Origin of the sequence: Methanobrevibacter sp., assembly GCF_017427765.1 — an archaeon.
Classification (GTDB): domain Archaea; phylum Methanobacteriota; class Methanobacteria; order Methanobacteriales; family Methanobacteriaceae; genus Methanocatella.
In genome coordinates, this window is sequence record NZ_JAFRSC010000032.1 from 21,496 (window position 1) to 46,314 (window position 24,819).

Consider the following 24,819-nt stretch of genomic DNA (forward strand, 5'->3'; position numbering starts at 1 on the left):
GTTCAAAGGTTGGCTAATTTGTATGCAAATTTTATACTTCTAAGATATCCTTCAATGGTCTGGTCTCGGCTTGTATCGATGTATATTCCATTGATTCCAAAGGTTATCGCTCCACAGCTAGGCCATGAATTAACTAAAATAAGTGTTCTAAATATTATATTTCCTATGATTCCGTCAGGTGCGATAATAACGTTACAGTTGTTTTTTAAGGCCTGTTCTATAAGAATATAATAGTTTTTTACTTCAAAATCAGTATTTTCTTTAATTAATTGAGTTAATTTTTCACTTTCGTCTATAGATTTGGAAATCTTTTCGCTTCTGCCGTAATCGCCTTTCCTGCCGTCTGCAAGAACAGCAATTTTAGGTTCTTTTGACAGTTTTTTTAGAAATTCTGCGCAGTTTACGGCAATTTCTAATTTTTCATCGACAGTTGTACCTTCATCAATTCCTACAGGTGTCAATAAGAATTCTTTTCCATCTCCATTCACGTAAGTTGCTCTTGAGATGTTTGGGAAATGTTTTTTGACATTTTTTATAACATTTGATGCAGGAAGAGATCCTCTAACAACAGCATCGATTTCATTATCTAGAATTGCTTTTGCCAAATCTTCATCGTTATCAATGTAAATTATTTTTGCATCATGATTCTTTTCGAAAAGTTCGATGGCTTTTGAAATATTTTGATTTTTTCCAATTCCTATAGCGATTTTTTTCATTGTTTATTATATATCCTATTTTTATTTAATTAATTTTTTCTTTATTAATAATTTATAATTGGTATATAAAAATGTTCAAAAAATAAGATATTTCATACATAACCTTTTTAATAAATGTGAAAATAATATTATACTATGAACAATGATGAGATTTTTGAATTGGTTGGCTATATATTGGCTTCAGATTATAGAACCCGTATATTAAAAAATATTGGTGAAGATATAAAAATCCCATCTGCAATTTCTCAAGAACTTGATTTGAGAACTAATCATGTTTCTAATGTATTAAAAGATTTAAAAGATAAAAAATTAGTAGTTTGTTTAAATGAAAGAGCTAGGAAAGGTAGATTATATAAGAATACTGATTTGGCTTTGGAAGTATTGAAATATATTTAAAACTAAACAATAAATCATTAAAAATAGAAATTATGATGATTTGTTAAAATCATCAATTGCAGAATCAACTAGTTTTATAACGGATTCACTTAAAGATGGGTATGTATCATTAACAGGTACTGGAATGTTGTCACAATAGACAACTTCAAGGCCTGCTGATAATGCATCTTTTGTTGCAACATCTACAGCAGCTGCCTTAAGCTCTGTAAGCATTACGTCCGCTTGTGCCATATGTTTTTCAAGGTCCTTGCGCAGTAACGGTCTGTTTGACAGATGTGATGTTGTAGCGATTATTTCGCAGTTGTAATTGTCTTCAAGATACTCAATTAGTTTATCTTTTACATCTTCAGGTGCAGTTGTTGCAAAAAGAACTTTTTTATTGGAAATGTCTGATAACGGTTTTGGCCTGAATACTGTTGAAATAATAGTCGCATCAGGATTAATTTCACCTATAAATTCTTCTATTTTTTTCATTTTTTCATCAGAACACATTGGCTCTTCACACATTGTTAATATTACAAGATCGCCAAGTCCTATTCTGTAAGGTCCAAAATAAGTTGTTAAGTTTTCAATAGGCTGGTTTGCTCCGATAAGTGATATTTTTTTGTTTGTTTTGATTGGTGGAATTGCCGCACCGCTTCCTTCAAATATTGCAAATTTGGCATCGACTTCATTTGCAAGCTGTGCGCCTTTTTTCATATTTGTAAGAAATACTTCGCCGGCCATTCCGCCTCCGCAGCGTCTGCATCCTATGGTGAGAATTCTGCTCATAAGCGCATCTTCCCAATGGTCACTTGCTGCGTGAACGCCTTTTTCTGATTGTTCAAGTAAAAATTCAGCATTAATTTCCAGTTCTTCACCATGTACTATTTCAGGTTCTTCAGGACCGCCTCTGCCCATTGCAATAACGCATGGTTCGTAACCGTTTTTATCAATTAACCTAGCAACAAATCCTGAAACTGCAGTTTTTCCGATACGTTTTCCGGTTCCAAGTATTGTAATTGAAGGTTTTTTCATCACATCGTACTGTGAAGTAGGTTCGAATTTAAAGTCCGGTCCTTCATAGCTTATTCCTTCATTTAAAACTTTGCATGCTATTTTAAATCTTTTCGGATAGTCCAGTATTGGTTCATCACTTAAATCCATTACTGTATCGACATCAAATTCTCTAATCATATCAACAATCAGGTCATATGGAATGTCCTTGTCTTTTGCAAATTTCACGGGAACTCCGAGTTTTTCGGTGTAAGAGTCTTCTGAATCGTCTCTTAACTTTTCAGTTCCTCCAATAAAAACAGCACACACAATATCGATGTGTTCCAAATTATTTAATGTGTCTATTGCTTCTTTTGTGACTGGCAGGTAGTGTTCACCATCAACCAAACAAAGCATTTTGTTAAGGGCTTTCATAATGTTTAATATAGTTTTTATATTTAATAAGTTAAATTATAAAATATGAATTTTCAGCAGATTGATTTGGATGAAACTCATATTAGATTAACGACCGACCTGCCTAATCATGATTTGAAAAGATTTATTTTTAACATTAGACGGGATTTAAAAAATTACATTCTTAAAAACAAAGAGTTTTCACTTGCTTTGGAGCCTTTAGAAATGCCTGAAATGGAACTTGCATCTATTGTTTTTAAAATGTATGAGTCATCTGCCAAGGCTGATGTGGGGCCAATGGCATGTGTTGCGGGAACGATTTCTGAGATGTCTCTTGAGTATCTGATAAACAATGGTTCTAATTATTCAATTGTTGAAAATGGTGGAGATATTTCTCTTGTTAATGACAAAAAGGTTTTATGCGGAATCTATTCAAATAATGAGATTTTAGGTAATAATATTGCATTTGAAATTAAATCCAGAAAAAAACCTTTGGGAATTTGCACATCCTCAGCAAAAATTGGTCATTCCATTAGTTTCGGTCAATCCGACAGTGTTACGGTAATCGGTGAGTCTTCATCCGTTTGCGATGGGCTTGCAACAAGGATTGCCAATGATGTGGTTGGAGATACAAGTGAAGATAAGGTTTCGAATGCTCTTGAGTGCTGTGAAAATTTCAGGCAATACTTTTATGGTGTTCTGATTGTTTGTGATGAAAATGTGGGAACTATTGGAAAGCTTCCCAGAATTGTTGAAAGTGAAGAGTTCACTATAAAGCTTTAACTTTAAACATCGAAATATTTGAAAGATGTTAATTTAAAATAAGGATTCATCTAAAAAACATCATTTTAATTATTCAATTATTGATTGTCAATAGTTTCCAATAGAAAAATATATAGATTATTTTGTAACATGTATCTGTAAGTGGTAAGTTTAAATATTGTCGTCAAAATTAAACATAAGTTTAAAAAATAATTAAATTAAATTGAATTATAAAATTTTGTTATGTATTTTTGATGCAAAATTTAAATATGATTAGTATACAATATTATTGTATAGAATAGGGAGTTAAATTTTTAACTAAATAAAATTAGTTAATGGGTTAGATATCTATGTACAAAGACGAAATGATTCAATTACATCAATTTTTAGTATACGTTTTAAAATATTTAGCGGAAGATGACCAGATTACCAACGATTGCAGTGAGTATATCACCCTGAAAATAAGTCCTCATCATATTCATAAGACAAAAGCAGAACATAAGCATGCTATTTTTGTTTTGTGTAAAATTATTTCTCAGGTAATAGCAGACAAAGAAAACGATTCTATTCCTGAAAATGTTCGCAATTCCCTATCAGATTTAGTAACAAGATCTGAAAATGAAATCAATGCGAAATAATTCATTTCTTTTTTTAATTAATTTATACTATATGTTATTTTATTTTAATCAATTGTAATCCTCTCTTATTTTTCTAATTCTTAATAAGATTTAAATACTTTATTTTTAAATTAATAATTAAAAATTAAACTTTACTTGTGTGATATTTTGAAATCATTTGAATTTTTATCTAAAAAAAGAGAGAAAAAACCTAGAAATTGCGGAATTACCATGGTTTTAGACAAGGGTTTGGGCCTTGAGACAGCAGGCAGTTTAATGGATATTTCAGGAGAATATGTTGATTATCTTAAGTTTGGATGGGGGACATCCATTGTCCATGAACAGGACATCATCAAAGCAAAAGTTGAAATGTATAAATCTCATGACATTACTCCATACACTGGAGGAACATTATTCGAGCTGGCTTACATGAACGGAAAACTGGATGAATTTTTCAAAGAAGCCCATTATTTAGGTTTTCCTGCAATTGAAATATCAGACGGCTCAACCAATATTTCTCATGAAGATAAATTGGAATGCATTAGAAAAGCTAAAGATGACGGATTTGAAGTATTGTCTGAAGTCGGAAAAAAAGACCCTGTATTGGATAAGGAATTAACTCTGGATGAGAGAATTAAACAGATGCAGGATGAGCTTGATGCAGGTTCATCATTAATAATTGTTGAGGCAAGAGAAGGCGGAAAAAACATAGGTATTTTTGACAGCGCAGGCAAGGCAAAGGAAGATGAAATAGATTATATTCTAGATAAGATTGATGGAAATAAAATTCTTTGGGAAGCGCCAAATAAGGACCAGCAGGTATTTTTCATACTTAAGCTTGGAAATACCGTTAATTTAGGAAATGTCTCAAGTGATGATATAACTTCTCTTGAAACCTTAAGAAGGGGTTTAAGAGGAGATACTCTAGGAAAACTTTAGGGAAGTTTTAAAGTGACAAATGAAAGAACAATTAGCCAAATCAACAAAAAGATTGATGATGGCGAAGCTAATATTTACACAGCTGAAGAGTTTAAAAAGCTCATAAAAAAAGGGGAAACTCCAGCATTTGATGAAGTGGATGTAGTTACATGCGGAACATGCGGTGTAATGAGCGGAACTGCAGCAATCCTTAACTTCATAGTGTCTGAGCCTGGAGAATTCATAAGAGCACGTGAAGTTTATATGAATGGCGTTCCGGCATATTCAGGGCCTTGTCCAAATGAATGGCTAGGCTCAGTTGATGTAATTCTGCACGGTACTGCCCATTCGATTCATGATGAAAATTACGGTGGAGGATTTCTGTTAAAAGACCTTCTTGAAGGCAAAGAGGTTGATGTGGTTGTTGAAAGTGTTGACGGCAAAACAATTGAAAATACAATAACAATTGAAGATATTACTCGTGGACAAATAATTGGGGCTCGTATGGCATTTAAAAACTACACTGCATTTACAAATCCAAATAAAGATGCAGTTCCATCAATATTTGCAGCTACACCTCTTGAAGGTAATTTAAGCGGCCTTACATTTTCAGGATGCGGAGATTTAAATCCTCTTCAAAATGATATTCCTCACAATGTAATTCGGGAAGGAAAAAAGGTACTCATTAACGGTGCAATCGGTTATATTCTAGGCGACGGAACAAGGTCAAGTGCTGAAAAACCGAATCTGATGCTTTCAGGAGATTTGACAAAAATGGATCCTTACTATATTGGCGGATTTAAAACAGGTCAGGGTGGAGAGATATATGATACAGTAGCTATTCCTATACCTGTATTGAATGAAGAAAGCTACAATAATCTGTTAATAACTGATGACATGATTGACCTTCCGGTTGCAGACATTAAAGGACGCCATCTGCCTTTAGCAAATACAAATTACCATGAAATGTGGGCAAATCATGATTTAAGGCCACAATATGATAGAAATAAATGCAGGCTTTGTGATGACTGTTCAGTAGAAACCATATGTCCTACAAATGCATTTAAAAAAGGCAGCTTAAATATTGCGCACTGTTACGGATGCGGAATGTGTGCCAATTTCTGTACTCATGATGCATTTGAAATGAATACTGGTAATGTTGACTTGCGGATAGATGGTGAAGATGTCAATATACCTATTATTTGCAGACAATCAGATAGGCTTAGAGGAAATAAATTGTCTTTAAAATTAAAGAAAATGATTGAGAATAAGGAATTTGAATTATGAAGGTGGTTATTTGACTGGCCAACAAAAGATTACAGATTCACCGATAGACTTTGCAGAACAAATAATTAGGGACGTTAAAAACTCCAAGGAGGAAGGCGTTTTAAAATGTGTTCAATGTGGAATGTGCACTTCAACATGTCCTGCAGCACGTCACAGCGATTACAATCCTCGAGATATTATTGAGAGGGTTTTGGATGGTGATGAATCCATTTTGGAAGATGACAACATTTGGAATTGCTTTTATTGCTATACCTGTCACAGCGTATGTCCTGTTGGAAACAGCGTATGTGAAGTAAACCAGATTCTTAAACAGCTGGCAATATCAAATGAAATCGGATATGACAAGCTATATGAATATTTGGGATTTGCCGATTCATACTTTACAGCAGCAATTGGAGCTATTCCTGAAATATTTTTCACAGATATTGACCGTGATGTTCCGGGTTGGTGGGATTTCAGACAGAATCTTGATGAAATCAGAAATGAACTGGAACTTGACCCACCGTTAATGCCCTCAAAGGACGTTATAGATGAAGTAAGCACAATATTGACAATCACTGGTTTTAAGGATAAAATCGAAAAAATAAGAGAAACTCAGGAGGCTAATAAATGAAGTATGTTCCTGATAAAGATATTCTGCTTTTTAGGAGTTGTCTTGTAAGCGTTGAATATCCTGGAGTTGAAGCGTCAACAAAATTCGTCTTCGATAAGCTCGGAATTGACTATGCAATATCAGATAAACAGACATGCTGTACAGGTCTTGGCCATTATTCGGATGTATTCAACCAAATTGACACAACAGCTATAGGTGCAAGAAACTTCAGGATAGCCAGAGATATTGGAAGGCCAAATCTTGTAATGATGTGTGCAACATGCTATGCAATCAATAAAAAGTCAGTCAAACTCTTAAATAAGAAAGAAGATTTAAGAAATCATATTAATCAGTTATTTGATGAAAACGGTTTAAGTCATTTGAAATATGAAAAGGATGACTTAAAACCGACAGAAAACATTTTCCATGTTGTTGATATCTTATACGGTAAAAAGGATGAAATCAGAAAACATATAAAATATGATTTAAGTGATTATAAAATAGCCACTCACCACGGATGCCATTACTGTAAGGTTCACTATGAAGACACTATCGGCGGTGTGCGTGATCCGAACATTATGGATGAATTAATAGAGGAGTGCGGATGTAAAACAATCGGATGGTATGACCATAAAAGGGCAACATGCGGAACAGGTTTTAGACAGAGGTATTCAAATCCGGAACTGTCATTTACTGCTACTGCCGATAAGATGAATGCAATTGATGACGAGGATGTGGATATACTTGTCCATCTATGTCCGAACTGCCATATTCAGTTTGACAGATATCAGCATCTGATAGCTGAAAGGGAAGGAAGAAAATTTAAAGCTATTCATTTAAATATAGCTCAATTTATTGCACTTGCAATGGGTGGAGACTTGGATAAGGTCATAGGGCAAAAAGCCCATACAGTACCTATAGATTCGATTATTAAGGAGTTAAAGGAGGTTCAAAAATGAGGGATGATTTGAAAGTTGGCGTGTTTTTATGTGAATGCGGTGGAAATATCGCAGATGTTATTGACTTGGATGAAGTTAGAAAATCTTTGGACGTTGAATTTATAGGACAGTTTGAAAATTTATGTTCACTCAACGGCCGTAAGATTATTCGTGATGCAATATTTGACCATGACCTGGACAGGGTTGTAGTTGCAGCATGTTCTCCTATAAGTCATGAAAAAACCTTCCAGGACTATGTAAAACCTCTAAATCCTTATTTGATGGACATGGCAAATATAAGGGAGCAGTGTTCATGGGTGCACTCCGATAAAAAGAAAGCCACTCATAAGGCGATTACATTAATCAATGCTTCCATTGAAAAGGTCAAACAATCCGATGCGGTAGACCCGATTTATTGTCAGACTCCGGATGAAGTCGCAGTTATAGGTGGTGGTATTGCAGGAATGAATGCTGCATTGTCACTTGCAAAACAGGGAACAAAAGTAACTCTCATAGAACAGTCCCCGTCAATCGGAGGGCACATGGCTAAAATTGGTAAGGTGTTTTCACCTGTTAAAATTGCTGAAGAGTGCGGAATGTGTCTTTTAAATCCTATTTTAAATGAGCTAGTCTGGAATGAAAACATTGAAGTTTTAACAAACACCAAAGTAATTGAAGCTGAAAGAAGAGCCGGAACCTATAACTTGATTTTGGAGAAATCTCCAAGATATGTCGATACTGAAAAATGTATTGCCTGCGGAAAATGTGCAGAAGCATGTGAAGTGGAAGTTCCAAATGACTGGAATGACAATCTCTCCATGCGCAAAGCAATCTATAGGCCATTCGGACAGTCTTATCCGGAAGCTTATGTAATTGATATGGAAAACTGTGATAAATGCAGCAATTGTGTAAAGGCATGTACTATGAAGGCAATTAAACTTAGGGGAAAACCTGAAAGAATACCTCTTCAGGTCGGATCTATTGTTGTTGCTACAGGCCATAAGCTGTTTGATATGGACAAGCGTCCTGAATATGGATACTCCAGATATGATGATGTTATAACACAATCAGAGCTTGGCCGTATAACTGGTGTAAACGGTCCGACGAAAGGAAAACTTCTAAAATCAAACGGTGAAGTTCCAAAACGTGTCGTAATGATACAGTGTGTAGGTTCAAGAGATGAAAAGCCTGACGGACATAAGTATTGCTCAAAGATATGCTGTACGGTAGCTCTTAAAAACGCAAACATTATCAAACATAAATATCCTGAAACCGATGTTCTGATTTGCTATACTGATATCAGAACTCCTGGAATGTTTGAAAAATACTACAAACATACTCAGGAAAATGAGGTAAGGTTCCTGAGAGGCCGTCCTGGTGAAGTAGTTAAAAAAGGAGACAACTTCATTGTAAGAACAGAAGACACTCTTAAAGGTGAATTTGTTGAAATTGAAGCTGACATGGTAGTGCTTTCAACTGCAATGGAACCTTCAGACGGTACTTGTGAAATAGCACAAATATTGAATGTCGGAACTACAGAAGATGGTTTTATTAAAGAATCCCATCCAAAAATCAAGCCTATTGCAACTGATGTTCAGGGAATATTCGTTTGCGGAACAGCGCATGACCCGAAAGACATTACAGATTCAATCATGCAGGCAACAGCTGCAGCATCAAAAGTCAGTGAATATAACTATGGTGGTGTTGAAATTGAACCGTTCATTGCAGAAATTGATAAGGAAAAATGTATACTTTGCGGTGAATGTATAAAGCGCTGTAAATATAAGTCAATGAGCATTCAAAATGATGAATTATATATTGATCCGATGAGCTGTACCGGTTGTGGAAAATGTCTGGTAGGATGTAACCAGAGAGCTATTCATGTAAACGGTAACATTGATGAGAAAATTTTGGCCACTATTAAGGGAGTATTGTCCAAAAAACAAAAAGGCGAACGTATGATTCTCGTATTTTTAGATAATATCGGATATACTGCTGCTGATAATATTGGTGTTAACAGACTTAAGTATCCGGAATCTATCCACATCATTAAAGTTATTTCAGTAAATCGTGTCAGTCCCGACCATATTCGTTATGCACTTGATAATGGTGCTGATGGAGTATTTATCGGTGAATTCCCTGGAGATTTGATGTATGATGAAGTTGAACGTAAAATCCAAGGGGTTAAGGATAGAATCTCTGAGATGGGTGAAGATCCTGACAGAATTACATTCTCAAAAGTGTATATTCCATATTTCTCAGGCCTTGCTCGCAAATTGACTGACTTCGACAGAAAAATTGAAGAGCTGGATGAAGCTGAATTATAACTGTAAAGTAGATGCTTTGCATTTACTTTTATCTCTTTTTTTTAACTTGTCATTCCAAATCTAAATTTCTTTTTTTTAACATTTTTGTGCAAGAATTCTCCGGCTTCTTTAAGCCGGAGAGGTTCAATTGCCCATTAAAAAAATAATTAAGTTTATATATGACTTCCATAAAATTATTACGCAAGAGAGTTACTTTTTGTAACCTCTATGAGATGAAATGGATTTAATGTCTGTGGGAATATTGTGAAGGGTTTTCTTCACAATAAGACATTAAATTGAACTATTTTTTTTTAATATTTTTATTTTCTATTTTTTCATGGTTTGAAACTGTATGGAAAGTATTGCAACTTCAGTTAAGAATTATTACAAATAAGTAAAATATCTGGTGGTTCACCATGAAACAGAATTATGATAGTGTAATTCAGTTAATGTCTCTTAAATCTTTAACCACTTTTTTTTGACCGTCACTATCCATTAACATTTAGTGTGATAGTAAATAATATTTATATTCATGGCAAATGTTCGTGCAATAGTCTGCTGATGGATTTTAGTAAGTCGCATGATGATAAATAAATATTTCAATGCTGTTTAATTTTTACATTTTCAAATTCAATATTTGTCTAATAATGAAACTGAATTATTATATATTCACTATTTTTTTAAGATAATATCTATTAATCAATAATTATTTGTTTTATTTAAAATTATTTAATGATTTTTTTATTTTATTGAATAAATGTTTTTATTAATCTTAAATTTTATATTGTATGCCTAATAGATATATAAATTATATTCAATAATGAGTATAAAAATTTGATTAATGGTTGTTAAAATGAAGTTAAATAAGATTTTTTTAGTCAGCATATTCCTGCTGGCTATGGTAATGTTGGGTGCAGTAAGTGCTGCAGACGACACAAAAGATCTGGAAACCTCAATAGACAATCAGATTGTTGGTGATTCAATCGACGATGTTGGTTTGACTTCACAACAGGATGTATCTATTGTAGGTGATAGCGAATCTGAGAATGAAGATATTAGTTCTCATGAAGCTAAAAATACTACTATCAGTATTAATACTGGTAGAATAGCTATTGATGATAATGAAACTTGGCTGGTGGACATTAAAGCACCTGCTGACAGTAAATATGAAGTAACTGTTTCTGTTGGTAGTGGTGAGATTTTTAATAGTGAAAAAGATAAGTTTACTAAAGTTATTGATGACCAGGATTTAAAATATAAACATTATCAATTAACAGCTCCTAGTTTATTTGATGATATTCCAGATTATCAATTATCAGTTTATATTATGGATGGTAATGACGAAATAAATTCACTTATCGAATATGTGGATTTATATTATAGATATGAGGTTAATCTGGATAATATCAGAATCCCTGATGCTGTTAGGGCAGGCCCTGTAATGGATGATGAAGAGGGCTATCAATATGGGGTTTATTTATTCTTCGAGGATGATGCAAGCGGCAATTTCACTATTTTGGTCGATGATGTTGAAAGATTTAGTGATAAAATAAGTAACTATTATTTTTATGATGGAGTGTTTGATTTAACTGATTTGGATTTAACATATGGTACTCATAAGATTAATATAAAATACGACGGTGATAAGGATTATTATCCTTTTAATATTGAAAAGGAATTTATCTATTACTATTTCAGAGCTTATGTTTCTGATAATGTAACTTTGGGAGATGATGACGATATTTATATATACTTTTCAATTGATGCTGAAGGAAATATGACCGTTTATATTGATGATGAACACAATTATACCTATGATGTCCATTCAATGTTATATGATGAGGAAATGGATGAATACACTTCAAGAATTGTTATTCCGCTTGAAAATTTGGATTTCGGAACCTATGATTTAAAAATAACCTATTCTGGTGAAAATTATCCTAGTGCAACTTTAAGCGGAACTTTCAATATAAATGATTACCTTTTAGAAATATTTGACTGGGATTATTATCGCTATGACAGGCAATATTATTATGATATGGAAAGTATTTATTTTGAAGTAAGAGTGCCTTCAGATGCTGAAGAAGATGTATCTTTAATAATCAACGGTATTCCTCAAGATCCTATATCTGTTGAAGATGGATGGGGTAGTTTTAAATTCAGTGAATATGTTTTAGGTGACAATACAATCAATTTAACATATGGTGATGAAAAATACTTTAAAAAGACAGTTAATTATACATTACCTATTTCAGCAAGGATTAAAATGATTGATGGTTGGACAGATATTATTTACATGGATGAAAACTATAATATTACAGTTACACTGCCTTCTGATGCAAAAGGAAATCTAAGTGTATATAAATATGGTTATGATGATGAAGGTTTTCCAGCATATGATTTAATAAAAACAGAACGCCTTACAGACGGTTACGCCTCCATATCAATTTCTGATATTGCTTTAGGTGAATATGATTTGATTGCCAGATATGAAGGTTCAGATTACATTGTTGGTGAGGAATATGCTGAATGTGTTGCAATTCTTCCAAATGTCGAATACCTGTCAAAAATTTATGTAAATACAACTCAAAAGATTAATGTTACAGCATCCGACGATACTGTCGGTGACTATAATATTACTTTATGGAATTGTGAATATGATGAAGATGACTATGAACTCGGAGATTTAATCACTGTATTATATGATGGTTCTGTTGACAGTCGTGTAAGTTTTGATTTGCCTGACGGTTTGGAAGTCGGATTGTATGTAGTTAAAGTGAAATATAATTCCAGCGACTATGAACAAACTAAAAATTATCTTGTTGAAGTCACTGACATAAGCCCTAGCTGGGAAATGTATGCCACCTACCGCAAGGACGAAAGCGAATACATTTTCTCAGTACAGAACATTCCTCGTGAAGCCGACGGTATAATTACATTATATATTGATGATAAGTTTTCAGGTGAACGTATATTGGAAGATTACTATGATGATTTCTATAAATTTTTAGAACCTGGCATACACTCCTGGGAAATAACATTTACCAATGACTCATACTATGAAGATTCAAAGTATTCCGGATCTGTCATTGTATTCGATATTTCTGTTGTAAATAGAGAAACATTGGATATTGTTGAAAACGCCACCGACGCATTAGTTCGCATATACTGTTTCAGCAACATTTCCGGCGAATTTGTAGTTAAATACTGGTATGGTGACAGTTTTGAAAGAAGTCAGTATATCAAACACATAATCAATGAAAATGACTACGGCAAGAACTTGACCTGGAAATTAAATGAATTCAATATCACATCCTATGGTTTATACGGTATTGATGTTTTCTACTTTGAAGATCCTGAAAATGAATTCTATCGTGATGATAATGCATTTATCGGATGGGGTGACATTAGAATTTTTGATAACAGAGAATTCAGAGCAGAATTAATATATGAACGTTCCATTTCAATCTTTTTAGATGAAGATGTAATTGGAATATACTGTCCTGACGGTTCTTTTGAAAAAATCATAAACATCACAGTTATGGACAATAACAAGGCGATTGTAAAATCATTTTCACATGCCGTTAAAAAAGATGAAGAGAAAAATTATTTCAATCTCACATTAAATGACTTGGGCATTTCCGCTCCTGGCAAGTACATTATTAATATAACTGTTGATGGAAAAGAAATCTCCAATGAGGCAAAAGAATTTGAAGTTAGCGACCCAATAGAAATTAGCGATTGTGCTTATGTTAATGAGCTAGAAAACGAATATGAAATAATTGCCAATGTAAAAGTTCCAATTGGACTGAACGGCTGGATTGCTATTGCAATGGATGATAAATTATGTTTCAATTCATCTTTAAAAGATATTGATAATTATAATTACATAGATTGGGGTCCATTTGAAGGCCAATTCGAATATTGGGTTTATAATTCACAATTGAATGAAACATTTGATATAGGAATTCATAATGTTACCGTTTTCTGTAACGTAGAAGGCATATTCTATAATCAAAGCGGTCAGATAGAATTGGTTAAACCTGACGGTGCATCAAATGGTACTGCAAGTATTGAAATATATAATACACCAAAAGATGTATACGATGATTGGAACAAATTCATTATAATTAAAAGTGATGATGACCTTATAGTTCAAGTTCTATTAAATGGAACAAAAGTCATTGACACTAATTTATATGATAGGGATGTCATTTCATTTGATTATGAATATTGGGCATATTGCATTTATGCATATAAACTCGATCCATTGCCTGAAACATATAATATGACAGTCATTCTTTATGATGATGTTGAAGGTGAAGTAATTTTAAATGTCAGTAGCATGGTTTCATTTTATGGTGAAAAGGATGAAGATGTGAAATATAATTTTGCTGAACAGATTTCACTGGACAACAGTTCACAAGAACTTATCTTCATTTCAGGTTATCTAACCAATGAAAGCACTATTGTTATTTCAGTTGATGGTGTAGAATATCTTAACTGCACATTAAACGAACTGAAATATGTTGAAAATGAAAAAGAAATAGGATACTCATTAGTTTTATCTAATTTGACTTCCAGTTTGACTCCTGGAAAACATAAGTTAACAATCAACTATTTAGGTAAATATGAGTTCCATGATGAAGCTTCAGAAATAATTTTCGCCAGAACAACACCTGATTTAGAAATCAAACCAATAAATGATGGACTGGTAGATGAACCGATTTTAATCGAAGTGACTGCAAAAGAATCATTCAATGGTGATGTAACTGTAAAAGTAGGTGATGCAAACGTTACTGTAACATTAAATAATGGTTATGGTAATAATACTGTTTTATTGCCTGCAAAAACAAATTATAAAGCTACAATCAATTTTACTGAAAACGACGGATTCTTCGCTCAGGAAGCTGAAAGTAATGCATTTGATGTTGATAAAGCAAACTCTGAAATTAAAATTACTGTCGGTTCCAATTACACTGTAGGTGACTCATTTACTATTGTTATTACCAATAACACTGCTGTTAATGTGACTATTAATGATAAACCGTATGCTGTTAAAGCTGACGGTACTGTTGATGTAGATACTACTGCTTTGGATGCTGACACTTACAAGGTAGTTGCTTCTAATGCTGAAACTTCAATGTATAAAGCTAATTCAACTTCCAAAGAGTTTACCATTGTTAAAAAACAAAATGAAGTAACAATCACTGTAGATTCCAAATACACTGTTGGAGATAATTTCACTATTGCAGTAACCGCTAAGACTGCTGTTAATGTGACTATTAATGATGAGCCATATGCTGTTAAAGCTGACGGTACTGTTGATGTTGATACTAGCAAACTCAAAGCAGGAGAATATACTGTTGTTGCATCTGCTGTAAGTGATGGAAAATATCTTTCAGCCAATGAAACCGCTAAGTTCACCATTTCTAAATTAGCTAGTAAAATTGAATTCACTTCAGTTAATAGGGATTGTGTGATTCAGGCTAAACTGTCTGATATCACTGGTGAAATTATTGCAAATGCAAATGTTACCTACACAATCAATGGTGTAAAAAATTCAACAAAATCCAACGAAAATGGTATAATAACTATCAATGCAACTGATAACAGTGTCATTGAGATTATTTATGCTGGTGATGATTCTCTATTGTCTGTAAACGGTTCACTTACCTTGAAAAATATTAATCCGACAAGAAAAGATACAAGCATTATAGCTCAAGACTATGACACTAAGGCTATTGATTATTATGCTGGTGAGCGTGGAGGATACTTTGAAGTAACTTTAACCGACGGATCCAAACCTATTGCAAATAAAGCTGTAAAAATAGGATTCAACGGTAAAGTATACAACACAACCACTGATGATAAAGGTTTAGCAAGATTGCAAATCAACTTGGCTAAAGCTGGAACCTATACATTTGCTGTAGCATTCTTAGGTGACGATGACTACAAAGGTGCATTCGTTGTACAAAAAATCACAGTAACCAAGAAGACAACCAGCATTTCAGCTTCTGCTAAATCATACAAAGCATCTGCAAAAACCAAATCATACACAGTAACCTTAAAAACAGAAAAAGGATCATCCATCGACGGTAAAACCTACCTCAGAAATGGTAAAACTGTTAAACTTACTGTAAACGGTAAAACCTACACAGCAAAAACCAATGCAAAAGGTCAAGCTACCTTCAAATTAGATATATCTAAAAAAGGTACTTACACCGCAAACATTAACTTTGCGGGTGACGACTCATATCTTGCATCAAAAGCTAGCGCAAAAATAACAATTAACTAGAGAGATTTAAATCTCTCTAAATTTTTCTTTTTTTAAAATAAGTATAAAGATTATTTGATAGTATTCATAAATCTTTTTTTGATTTCAACTGGTTCTAAATCGATTATAGGAGCAGATGAATTTCCGGCTTCAGTATTATAAACTATAAAACTGGCATCATCACTTTTGATAATCTCTTTTAAATCAATGTCTTTAAAATCATAGCTGTTTTTAAAACCAACGCCTTTTGCAATGTCTGTCAAATCAAGCAATTGAGCATAGGTATCCTGATTTCCAGTTGAACCGTAAGCACCATTGTCGATTACAATCCAGGTTAAATTTTTTGGATTTTCAGCAAAAATTGTTACAAGGGAACCCATATTCATTAAAAGAGCTCCGTCGCCGTCAATAACAACAATGTCTTTATCCGGTCTTGCCAGTGCAAGGCCAAAACCTATTGATGATGCAAGGCCCATAGAACCGATCATATAAAAATTTTCATCTCTGTCAGCTATATCATATAACTCTCTTGAAGGAAACCCGATATTGCAAACAACAAGCTCATCATCAATATTTTTCATTATGTCTTCTATTGCTTCTCTTCTTGCCATCTTATCACCAATATTTTATTTTCAAAAGTACTGAAACTGGTTTTCCCTCTTCACAGGACAATTCCCATGCTTCTCTAATGTCCTCATAAGCGCCATCAGGTTTCGCCGGTTTGAAAAATTTAAAATCCATAGCCTCTAAAATCCTTGGTGTTGATTCACCCATTGGAACCTGTCCGCAAATGTTTTCACCTTCAGTTCCTCTATGGCTCATTATCATTAACAATGGCATTTCATATAATTCTGTAAGGGATTTCAATGCGTTTATTGAGTTTCCAAGCCCTGAATTCTGCATTAAAATGGCAGGCTTTTTACCTCCAAGATATGCTCCGGCACATATTCCGATTCCTTCCTCTTCACGTGTAACAGGAATATGGATTATTTCATCGTCATAGTCAATCATGTTTAATATTTTTGATAGGTTAACGCAGGGAACGCTTACAATGAAGTCGATTCCTACATCTTTAAGGCCATTATAAATAGCTTCACTACTATCCATCATATCACTTCAAATCTTTTTAATAATTATTATTTATCAAAAATATTATAAAAAGTTATTTAATTTCAAATATTTGGAACAAGCATATTATTTTTTCATTTTAATTAATTTAAATTTCAATAGATATGAATAACTTAATAGTAACCTTTTTATTTAACTTTAGAGTAATATAAAATCATGTTTGATAAACTGCCAATTTCTTCTAAAACAGAAAAAATCTTAACAAAATCACTTGATGAAGAGATAACTGTTGAGGAAGCCAATCATTTGATGAATATTAAAGGGGCGGATTTGTATCCGTTACTTGCAACAGCTGATTATTTAAGAGGTGAAATTGCAGGAGACAATGTAACATTCATTAACAACTGCAATATTAATTTTACAAACATCTGTACAGTCAGATGCGGTTTTTGCGCATTCGGAAAAGATGCAGATGATCCTGAAGCTTATATTTTAAATGATGAGCAGATTTTAGCTAAAGCTCAGGGTGCTGTGGAAAATGGAGCCCGTGAATTTACACTGATGGGCGGAGTACTTAAAGATGCAGATATTGACTATTACGAACATTTACTTACTTTATTAAAAGATAGTCATCCAAATGTTGATATTCATGGATTTTCACCAACAATGATTAGGGATGCATGTCTGGTTTCAGGAATTGACGTTGCAGAAGGTTTTGAAATACTTAAAAATGCTGGCCTTGACACATTGCCTGGAACTGCCGCAGAAATATTAACTGACCGTTCAAGGGAGATAATATGTCCTGAAAAGGTTAGTGTGGCAGATTGGATTGATATCATAAAAACTGCTCAGGAAGTTGGCGTTAAGGGTTCTGCAACAATAATGTACGGTCATGTTGAAACTTTAGAAGAAAGGGTAGAGCATATTGACATTATCAGACAGATTCAACAGGATACTGGTGGTTTTACAGAATTTATTCCAATGACATTTATGCATGAGTTCTCTCCAATATTTTTGGAAGGCCAATCAAATCTTGGAGCTACTGGAACTCAGGATTTAAAATTATATGCAGTTTCAAGGTTAATGCTTAGAGATTTAATCCCAAATATTCAGGTATCATGGGTAAAAATGGGTTTCAGATTTGCTCAGGTGTCACTGACTGCAGGTGCCAATGATTTGGGCGGAACTTTAGGTGGAGATGAACTGTCTGAAGCATCAGGTGCACCTGATGGGGTTGAAGCATCAATTGAAACTTTAAGCAGTATGGTAAAGGATTTGGGCAGAACTCCGATAGAGAGAAATTCAACATATACGGAATTTTATCCTATTGAGTAGCTGGTGGAAACATGAAGAAATTTATTGTTATTGATGGATTGGATGGCTCTGGAAAGGATACTCAAGTTAATATGATTGCTGATGTTTATAAAAAACAGGGTAGGGATGTTACCATTAGGTCTCATCCATGCAGTGACAATAAATATGGCAGAAAATCAAAAGAGGCGCTCCTGAAGGAAGGCAAAGTCAATCACATAAAGGCAACAATTTATTTCGGTCTTGATGCCATCAGGTCTGTTCAGATGTACTGTCACAATAAAAATACAGATGTAGTTATATTTTCAAGATATATTCTGGCTGTAATGTATCTTCCAAACGTTGTAAATTCAATCGTTTATAAGGTTGTTACTTTTGTTCTTCCGACTTCAGACTGCATGTTCTTTTTGGATGTATCTCCCGAAGAGTCACTTAGAAGAATGGCAGGCCGTGGAGATGAAAAGGAAATGTTTGAAAACATGGAAGATTTGACTAAAAATCGTTTAAGGTCACAAAAATTCACATACAATTGGAATGTGATTCCAGGTGATGATTCTGCCGAAATAATATCTGAAAAAATAGCCAGTAAATGTTTGGAATCCGATAAATTATTATCTTAATACTTATTTTCTTTCATAAACAAACTTAGGAACTGCCTTATCAAACGGATCAAAGGTTTCTCTGTCTTTAACTTCCATACATTTCATGCTGACTTTTGAGTGTAGTGAGGATGGCAGTCTTAATATTCTTTTCAGGTCAATAGTAACTTTAGCATCAATGGTTGCAAGATTAACTCTCGCCATAGCTTCAACAAGATTTTTATAACGTCTAGGACCAATATCCTTTTTAAACAGTCCCCAATTGTCATTGTCCAGGTGGTGTCTTGATGCCATAATGTCTTTCATCAGTTTCGGATTTATGCCGTCAAGCTTTTCATTTCCAACAAGGTGCTGGATGTTGAATTTAACTTTATCTGTAAATATCTTGGAATATCCTATTGGAATTGAGAAATGCTCAAAGTTAAAGCTTTGATTTGATATTTCGGAGTTGATAAATTGTGATTTTGGAACTTCAGCTCCTGCAACATACTTCAGGACTTCAGATCTAAGTTCACTATTTGCAAGCATCATCTCTTCATCGAGAATTCTTATGTGATAACCCCGGCCTGAATAAATCAGATGTATGTTTTTAAGGCCCAAATCAGATTCCAAAGTATCTATAAGGTTGTTGACGATTTCTAAAGCTTCACCAAGACAGATTTCACAAACACCATCACATTGACATGACCTGATTGGAATATCCTTTGCATCAACATCGAAAATATACTCTGCTTTTAACCAGTCTTCCCTTCTTTTAGGATTGTTATAAAAAGCAACAGAGATATACGCAGCAAATGGCGCTTTATATCTTAAGAATTTGCGTAAAGACTCGGTTCCTCTAAAGACCTTATATCTGTCGTTAGGGCCTCTTCCATTGTGGTCAAAACCGAATTCCCTTTTTTTAATGTCGGTTGCAATGAAATCGGGCAGGTCTTTTGGGTCCCATTCCTCACGGTAATATTGTCTTCGCTCTTTGATGGTTGCTTTAGAAAACATGATTATAAATTTATTTTTAAAGTATTTATTATTTGGGCATGTGCAGATTGGCACAGTTTTATATTTCATGCAAATAAATATAATCACATGAATGAATTTGTTGAAGTTATTGGGGTAGAACATTTAAAGACAGTTTTATCAAGCCTAACGCCAGAAGATATTGTAAAACCGGCTTATGACAACTGGCTGGCCTGTCAGCGAACTGGTCATACAGTCTTAAACTTGGAAACAGGTAAGGTTTATGGTTTGGGCATTGAGTTAAACCAGCTTCCATTGGCTGATGATATTTACATAGAATTATTTACAATAAAATCAAATGAAGACCCTATAAATGAACAGGAACTCTTTTCAAAAGAGGAATATGAGGAATTTCTGGAGTTCAGCAGCGATGATCCATGTGAATATATTCCTGATATCATAACTGAATTTTGTGAAATGAAAGGAATAGATGAACATGAGCGAAAGATTGGACTTTTGGCATATAACTTTGAAAAAAAGGAGCAATATAACTATAATATGTGGGAATCCAAGATTTTAAACAAGTATTATGATGCAATCTATGAAGACCACAATCCGTTTCAGTTTTCAGAATCTAGTCTTTAGGTGCTTCTTTGTCAAGCTGGAATTTCTTGCGACCATAACATGAAAGCGGATTATTTATTCCTTTGCATGATTTGTCCGGATGGCATAAGTGAGGAAGGTGAATTTTAATTTTCTCACAGCTCATTGGAGTATACCATTTGGTTTCGCCTTCATGATTAATATCTACCCTGTCATGCATTCCAAATCCTAATTTTGATATGATATTGATTTTTTCCTGAGGCTGGTCTTCAAATAATGGTGGTGTACAGTTATCTGCTGCATCAAAAATCAATGGCAGAATTTCATTTTCAGTAATTGATAAATCAGGATCCATATCTGATACCTTAACAGTTTCATCTGATGCAAATATTCTAGGATACAGTCTTGCATATGAAGCAAATGATGTTAATAACAGTACAATTGCATCGTTACGTCCGCCTGAAGATACTCCTTCAACTGTTGTCTTGATGCATGGTGGAAATGCGTCAGGGTTAAGTTTTCCAGCCTGTACTGTTCCATATATTCCGCCGCTTCCGGCATAATACTGATTGTATTTGCTGGTTTCTTCGGGGATGAATTCCTTTAGCTCTTCGCCAATCTTTAGGATTGCTGGATGGATTTCAATTCTGGCAGACATTTCTTTTATTCTTGCAATGTATTCTTCTGTTTTTTGCATAATTAATCTGGACAATATCTGTTCTTTAACGCTGTCTCCAATCAATATTCCATACATTCTCTCAGGACTTCTGTCTTGAAATTCGTTTGCAAATCTGTATAAGAAGTCATCCTGCTGGAGAATAATATCTCCATGATCTATTAATAATTCAGTTAACTTGAGTTTTTTGGATGCCACAACATCCCTTAAGGACTTCCAGTGAATGGCTCCATCAGTTTTGACTTCATCCAATACTTCGTCAATAATTTCAGCTCTTGACATTGGAGGTATTTTTGAAAGTCTTTCTAAAATAAGGGTTCCAAGAGAATCGACAAAGAGTCTTGTTTCACGTGATCCTAAATTGAACTGAATTGCGATTGCCTGGCATAATATGTGAAACGTAACTACATCCTGTGTGAAGAGGTTTTCATTTGTCAGGTATTCGAATTCAGACTGGGTGAAGTTTTTATTGTTCTTTTTTTCTATTGCCCATTGTATACGTTTAATTGCAAGGTCATGATATGATTTTGGAATTATGGAATCATCTGATATTTTCTGATTGGTTGTATGGATGATAATATCAATTAATGATTCATCTTCATCAAATATCTGATTCAAATCTCCGTATTGTCTTATAATTTGTCTTCCTTCATTTGACAATGGGTTTATATAAGAAACTTCAGCCATGTTTTAAACTTTTTATTTTATGTTTTAAATAGCTAACTCATTTTAAAAATTACTGTTGCTTTTTGTTTGAAAAGTTGGAGGGAGGGTGAAATTTGTTCCACCCTCTGAAATTCATTCTTAAATCCACAAAATATATCACACATTAAAATTCCGTTTCATCGATTTCTTTTTCATCGTTTTCTCAACTTGAAAACTATAACCTCTTTTTGTTTTTCTAAAAATTCATTTCTTTAGCAGTACTTTACTTATGGGCTAAATACCAAAAGTAACTGATGGCTAAAAAGAAAATACCATCTAATATTACTGCATTCAAGTCCAACCCTCCTAAAGAGGGAATTTTGATGTGCAATATTCATTGTTTTTATACTTCCTCTTTTTTTGATATAATTTTTATAAATTCCAGATAAATATTTATTATTACTTTTATTATAAAAAGTATTACTATTTAATATTTTTAAAAAATTTTATATATGTCTTGTTCATTAAATAATTTTATTGATGTGTAAAGATATCATTGTTTATGATACTCTTTTTAATATTGGAATGGAGTTTAAATAATTCCATTTCCTTTATTATTTAATTATTCTTTATAGATTTTTTTTTGAAATATTTTAATTTAATTTATTATTCCTATTATTTTACTAATAACAGTGTTAAAAAATAATCATTTATTATATATAAAAAACATAATTATATCATGTTTAAAATAAATAAGGGGAAAAGATAAATGTCTAAAATATTTATTTCATGTGCACTTCCTTATGCAAATGGGCCATGTCATTTGGGTCATATCCGTTCTACTTACCTTCCAGCGGATATCTATGCAAGATACAATCGTATGGTTGGAAATGACGTTCTGATGGTTTGTGCTACCGATGAGCATGGAACACCAATTGCAGTTAAGGCGGATAAAGAGAATAAAAAACCGATTGAAATTTCAAAAAGATATCATGACATGATTGTTCAGGATGTAGAATCCATGAACATATCACTGGATAATTTTACAAGAACTACTGATGAGGCTCACTACAAAATAGCTCAGAATTTCTTTAAAGACTTATATGAAAAGGGTCTAATCTACAGGCAGGATATTCAGCAGCTGTACTGTCCGAACTGTAATAAGTTCCTTCCTGACAGATATGTTGAAGGACTTTGTCCTGTTTGCGGTTCTGAAGCAAGAGGAGATCACTGTGAAAAATGCGGTAAGGCACTTGATCCGACAGAACTTGACGAACCTCACTGTATTACCTGCGGTACAACACCTGTAATAAAGGACACTTTCCAGTATGCATTTAAATTATCAGAGTTTGAAGATGACCTTAAGGAATACATATCCACTAATGAAAACCTGCCTGCTAACGTTAAAAACTATGCATCAAACTGGTTAAAAGAAGGATTGAATGACTGGACACTTACAAGAGATATGGATTGGGGTATTCCGGTACCGCTTGATGAAGCAGAAGGTAAAGTATTATACGTTTGGATTGAAGCGTTTTTAGGTTACATTTCATCAGCCAGTCAATGGTCAGCCCAGTCAGGTAAGAAATGGGAGGAATATTGGGCGGACTTTGTAGTTCATTTCATTGGAAAAGATATTATCTATCACCATTCAATATTCTGGCCGGGACTTTTAACAGCTTACGGATGCAAATTGCCTGACATGATTTATGCAGGGGAATTCTTATCCCTTGAAGGTGAAAAAATGTCCACCAGTAAAAATTGGGTTATCTGGATTGAAGACTTTGTAAAGGACTGGGAACCGGATTTGCTTAGATATTTCCTGACAATCAACGCACCATTAAATAAGGATTCAGACTTTTCATGGGATGACTTCCAGAGAAGGAATAATGATGAATTGGCTGACGTTATCGGAAACTTCCTGCACAGGACATTTACATTTACCCGAAAGTATTTTGACAACAAGATTCCCAAATATACAAATCCTTCAGCTGAAGATGAAGAATTCAGAAAAGCCATCGAAGAGTTACCTTCAAAAGCAGGTGAATACATATCTCAGTTTGAATTCAGGGAAGGTTTGCTTGAAATATTCAAAGTAGCCAAAAAAGGAAATAAATATTTCAATGACCAGGAACCTTGGAAGGCTGTAAAAGAGGATATGCAAAAGGCAGCCAACTGTTTATATTTATCCAATCAGCTAGCAAAAACATTGGCTTACACACTAAAACCATACTTACCTACAAAAGCTGATAAGATAGCTGAAATAATGAATATAGAAACTTTGGATCAATGGAAAGATGCTAGTGTGGCCTTACCTGAAGGTCATGCGATAAATAAAGCAAAACCGTTATTCAAAAAGATTGATGATGAAGTAATTGAAGCTGAAAAAGCAAAATTACAGGAAAATTTAAAACAAAATAATGAGGATGAAAATATGAGTGATTTAATCAGTATTGATGATTTTGATGAAGTTGTAATTAAAATAGGACAAGTATTGGAAGCAGAAAAAATAGAAAAATCAGATAAGTTATTAAAATTGCAGGTTGATATTGGTGAAGAAAAACCAAGACAAATCGTTGCAGGACTTGCCAAATTCTACTCTCCAGAAGAATTGGTCGACAGAAAAGTCTGTGTTGTAGCTAACTTGCAGCCAGCAAAACTATTTGGAACCTTATCAGAAGGTATGATTTTAGCAACCGGTGAATCCGGCGCATTATTATCTCCAGATGAAGCAGGAAAAGTAGGCGAAAGAATTCAATAAATAT

General features: G+C 33.7%; 19 protein-coding genes. 13 read left to right on the top strand and 6 right to left on the bottom strand.

Going from position 1 to position 24,819, the window contains the following annotated elements:
* Positions 1-2 precede the first annotated feature (2 nt).
* Positions 3-716: a methanogenesis marker protein Mmp4/MtxX gene (gene mtxX / locus IJL02_RS09635; RefSeq protein ID WP_292815738.1), complete on the bottom strand. Its 714-nt coding sequence runs from the start codon at positions 714-716 to the stop codon at positions 3-5.
* Positions 717-851: 135 nt separating this feature from the next.
* Here mtxX and IJL02_RS09640 point away from each other — a divergent pair, with 135 nt between their 5' ends.
* Positions 852-1,112 carry a transcriptional regulator gene (locus tag IJL02_RS09640; protein WP_292815741.1) on the top strand — a complete coding sequence of 87 codons (261 nt, stop codon included), beginning with the start codon at positions 852-854 and terminating at the stop codon, positions 1,110-1,112.
* A gap of 30 nt (positions 1,113-1,142) precedes the next feature.
* Here IJL02_RS09640 and IJL02_RS09645 read toward each other — a convergent pair whose 3' ends face one another.
* Entirely contained in the window at positions 1,143-2,522 is a 1,380-nt protein-coding gene (locus tag IJL02_RS09645; protein WP_292815744.1) for a 2,3-diphosphoglycerate synthetase, read from the bottom strand.
* Between the two features lie 45 nt (positions 2,523-2,567).
* On the opposite strand from IJL02_RS09645, the gene IJL02_RS09650 reads away from it, so the two are divergent.
* The 8 genes from IJL02_RS09650 to IJL02_RS09685 all read left to right on the top strand — a co-directional run bounded on the left by IJL02_RS09650 (position 2,568) and on the right by IJL02_RS09685 (position 16,219).
* A complete protein-coding gene (locus IJL02_RS09650; protein ID WP_292815747.1) occupies positions 2,568-3,284 on the top strand; it encodes a UPF0280 family protein in 717 nt (238 codons plus the stop codon).
* A gap of 329 nt (positions 3,285-3,613) precedes the next feature.
* A complete protein-coding gene (locus IJL02_RS09655) occupies positions 3,614-3,901 on the top strand; it encodes a UPF0058 family protein (protein ID WP_292815750.1) in 288 nt (95 codons plus the stop codon).
* 147 nt (positions 3,902-4,048) lie between these two features.
* Positions 4,049-4,819 carry a phosphosulfolactate synthase gene (comA, locus tag IJL02_RS09660; protein WP_292815753.1) on the top strand — a complete coding sequence of 257 codons (771 nt, stop codon included), beginning with the start codon at positions 4,049-4,051 and terminating at the stop codon, positions 4,817-4,819.
* A gap of 12 nt (positions 4,820-4,831) precedes the next feature.
* Positions 4,832-6,085 (top strand): methanogenesis marker 16 metalloprotein, encoded by a 1,254-nt coding sequence (locus IJL02_RS09665; RefSeq protein ID WP_292815756.1) that lies wholly within the window; start codon positions 4,832-4,834, stop codon positions 6,083-6,085.
* 10 nt (positions 6,086-6,095) lie between these two features.
* Positions 6,096-6,698, top strand: coding sequence for a ferredoxin:CoB-CoM heterodisulfide reductase subunit HdrC (gene hdrC, locus IJL02_RS09670; protein WP_292815759.1), 603 nt, complete (start codon positions 6,096-6,098; stop codon positions 6,696-6,698).
* Positions 6,695-7,636, top strand: coding sequence for a ferredoxin:CoB-CoM heterodisulfide reductase subunit HdrB (gene hdrB, locus IJL02_RS09675; protein WP_292815762.1), 942 nt, complete (start codon positions 6,695-6,697; stop codon positions 7,634-7,636). Before hdrC ends, hdrB begins: the two co-directional genes overlap by 4 nt.
* Entirely contained in the window at positions 7,633-9,942 is a 2,310-nt protein-coding gene (gene hdrA, locus IJL02_RS09680) for a ferredoxin:CoB-CoM heterodisulfide reductase subunit HdrA (protein ID WP_292815765.1), read from the top strand. Before hdrB ends, hdrA begins: the two co-directional genes overlap by 4 nt.
* 820 nt (positions 9,943-10,762) lie before the next feature.
* The gene (locus tag IJL02_RS09685) at positions 10,763-16,219 is read left to right on the top strand and encodes a hypothetical protein (RefSeq protein ID WP_292815768.1); all 5,457 of its coding nucleotides are present in this window, start codon (positions 10,763-10,765) and stop codon (positions 16,217-16,219) included.
* Between the two features lie 50 nt (positions 16,220-16,269).
* Here IJL02_RS09685 and comE read toward each other — a convergent pair whose 3' ends face one another.
* Together comE and comD are read right to left on the bottom strand one after the other, a co-directional pair.
* Entirely contained in the window at positions 16,270-16,809 is a 540-nt protein-coding gene (gene comE, locus IJL02_RS09690; RefSeq protein ID WP_292815771.1) for a sulfopyruvate decarboxylase subunit beta, read from the bottom strand.
* 4 nt (positions 16,810-16,813) lie between these two features.
* Positions 16,814-17,305 (bottom strand): sulfopyruvate decarboxylase subunit alpha, encoded by a 492-nt coding sequence (comD, locus tag IJL02_RS09695; protein ID WP_292815774.1) that lies wholly within the window; start codon positions 17,303-17,305, stop codon positions 16,814-16,816.
* A 177-nt stretch (positions 17,306-17,482) separates the two neighbouring features.
* On the opposite strand from comD, the gene cofH reads away from it, so the two are divergent.
* Together cofH and IJL02_RS09705 are read left to right on the top strand one after the other, a co-directional pair.
* Positions 17,483-18,601, top strand: coding sequence for a 5-amino-6-(D-ribitylamino)uracil--L-tyrosine 4-hydroxyphenyl transferase CofH (gene cofH, locus IJL02_RS09700; RefSeq protein WP_292815778.1), 1,119 nt, complete (start codon positions 17,483-17,485; stop codon positions 18,599-18,601).
* A gap of 11 nt (positions 18,602-18,612) precedes the next feature.
* Positions 18,613-19,197 (top strand): thymidylate kinase, encoded by a 585-nt coding sequence (locus IJL02_RS09705; protein WP_292815782.1) that lies wholly within the window; start codon positions 18,613-18,615, stop codon positions 19,195-19,197.
* Positions 19,198-19,200: 3 nt separating this feature from the next.
* Here IJL02_RS09705 and priS read toward each other — a convergent pair whose 3' ends face one another.
* Positions 19,201-20,172 (bottom strand): DNA primase catalytic subunit PriS, encoded by a 972-nt coding sequence (gene priS / locus IJL02_RS09710; RefSeq protein WP_292815786.1) that lies wholly within the window; start codon positions 20,170-20,172, stop codon positions 19,201-19,203.
* An 87-nt stretch (positions 20,173-20,259) separates the two neighbouring features.
* Here priS and IJL02_RS09715 point away from each other — a divergent pair, with 87 nt between their 5' ends.
* Positions 20,260-20,775, top strand: a complete 516-nt coding sequence (locus IJL02_RS09715) for a hypothetical protein (RefSeq protein ID WP_292815789.1) — start codon at positions 20,260-20,262, stop codon at positions 20,773-20,775.
* Here IJL02_RS09715 and priL read toward each other — a convergent pair.
* Positions 20,765-22,096: a DNA primase large subunit PriL gene (priL, locus tag IJL02_RS09720; protein ID WP_292815792.1), complete on the bottom strand. Its 1,332-nt coding sequence runs from the start codon at positions 22,094-22,096 to the stop codon at positions 20,765-20,767. The genes IJL02_RS09715 and priL overlap by 11 nt on opposite strands.
* Before the next feature lie 727 nt (positions 22,097-22,823).
* On the opposite strand from priL, the gene metG reads away from it, so the two are divergent.
* Positions 22,824-24,815 (top strand): methionine--tRNA ligase, encoded by a 1,992-nt coding sequence (gene metG / locus IJL02_RS09725; protein ID WP_292815795.1) that lies wholly within the window; start codon positions 22,824-22,826, stop codon positions 24,813-24,815.
* Positions 24,816-24,819: the final 4 nt, after the last annotated feature.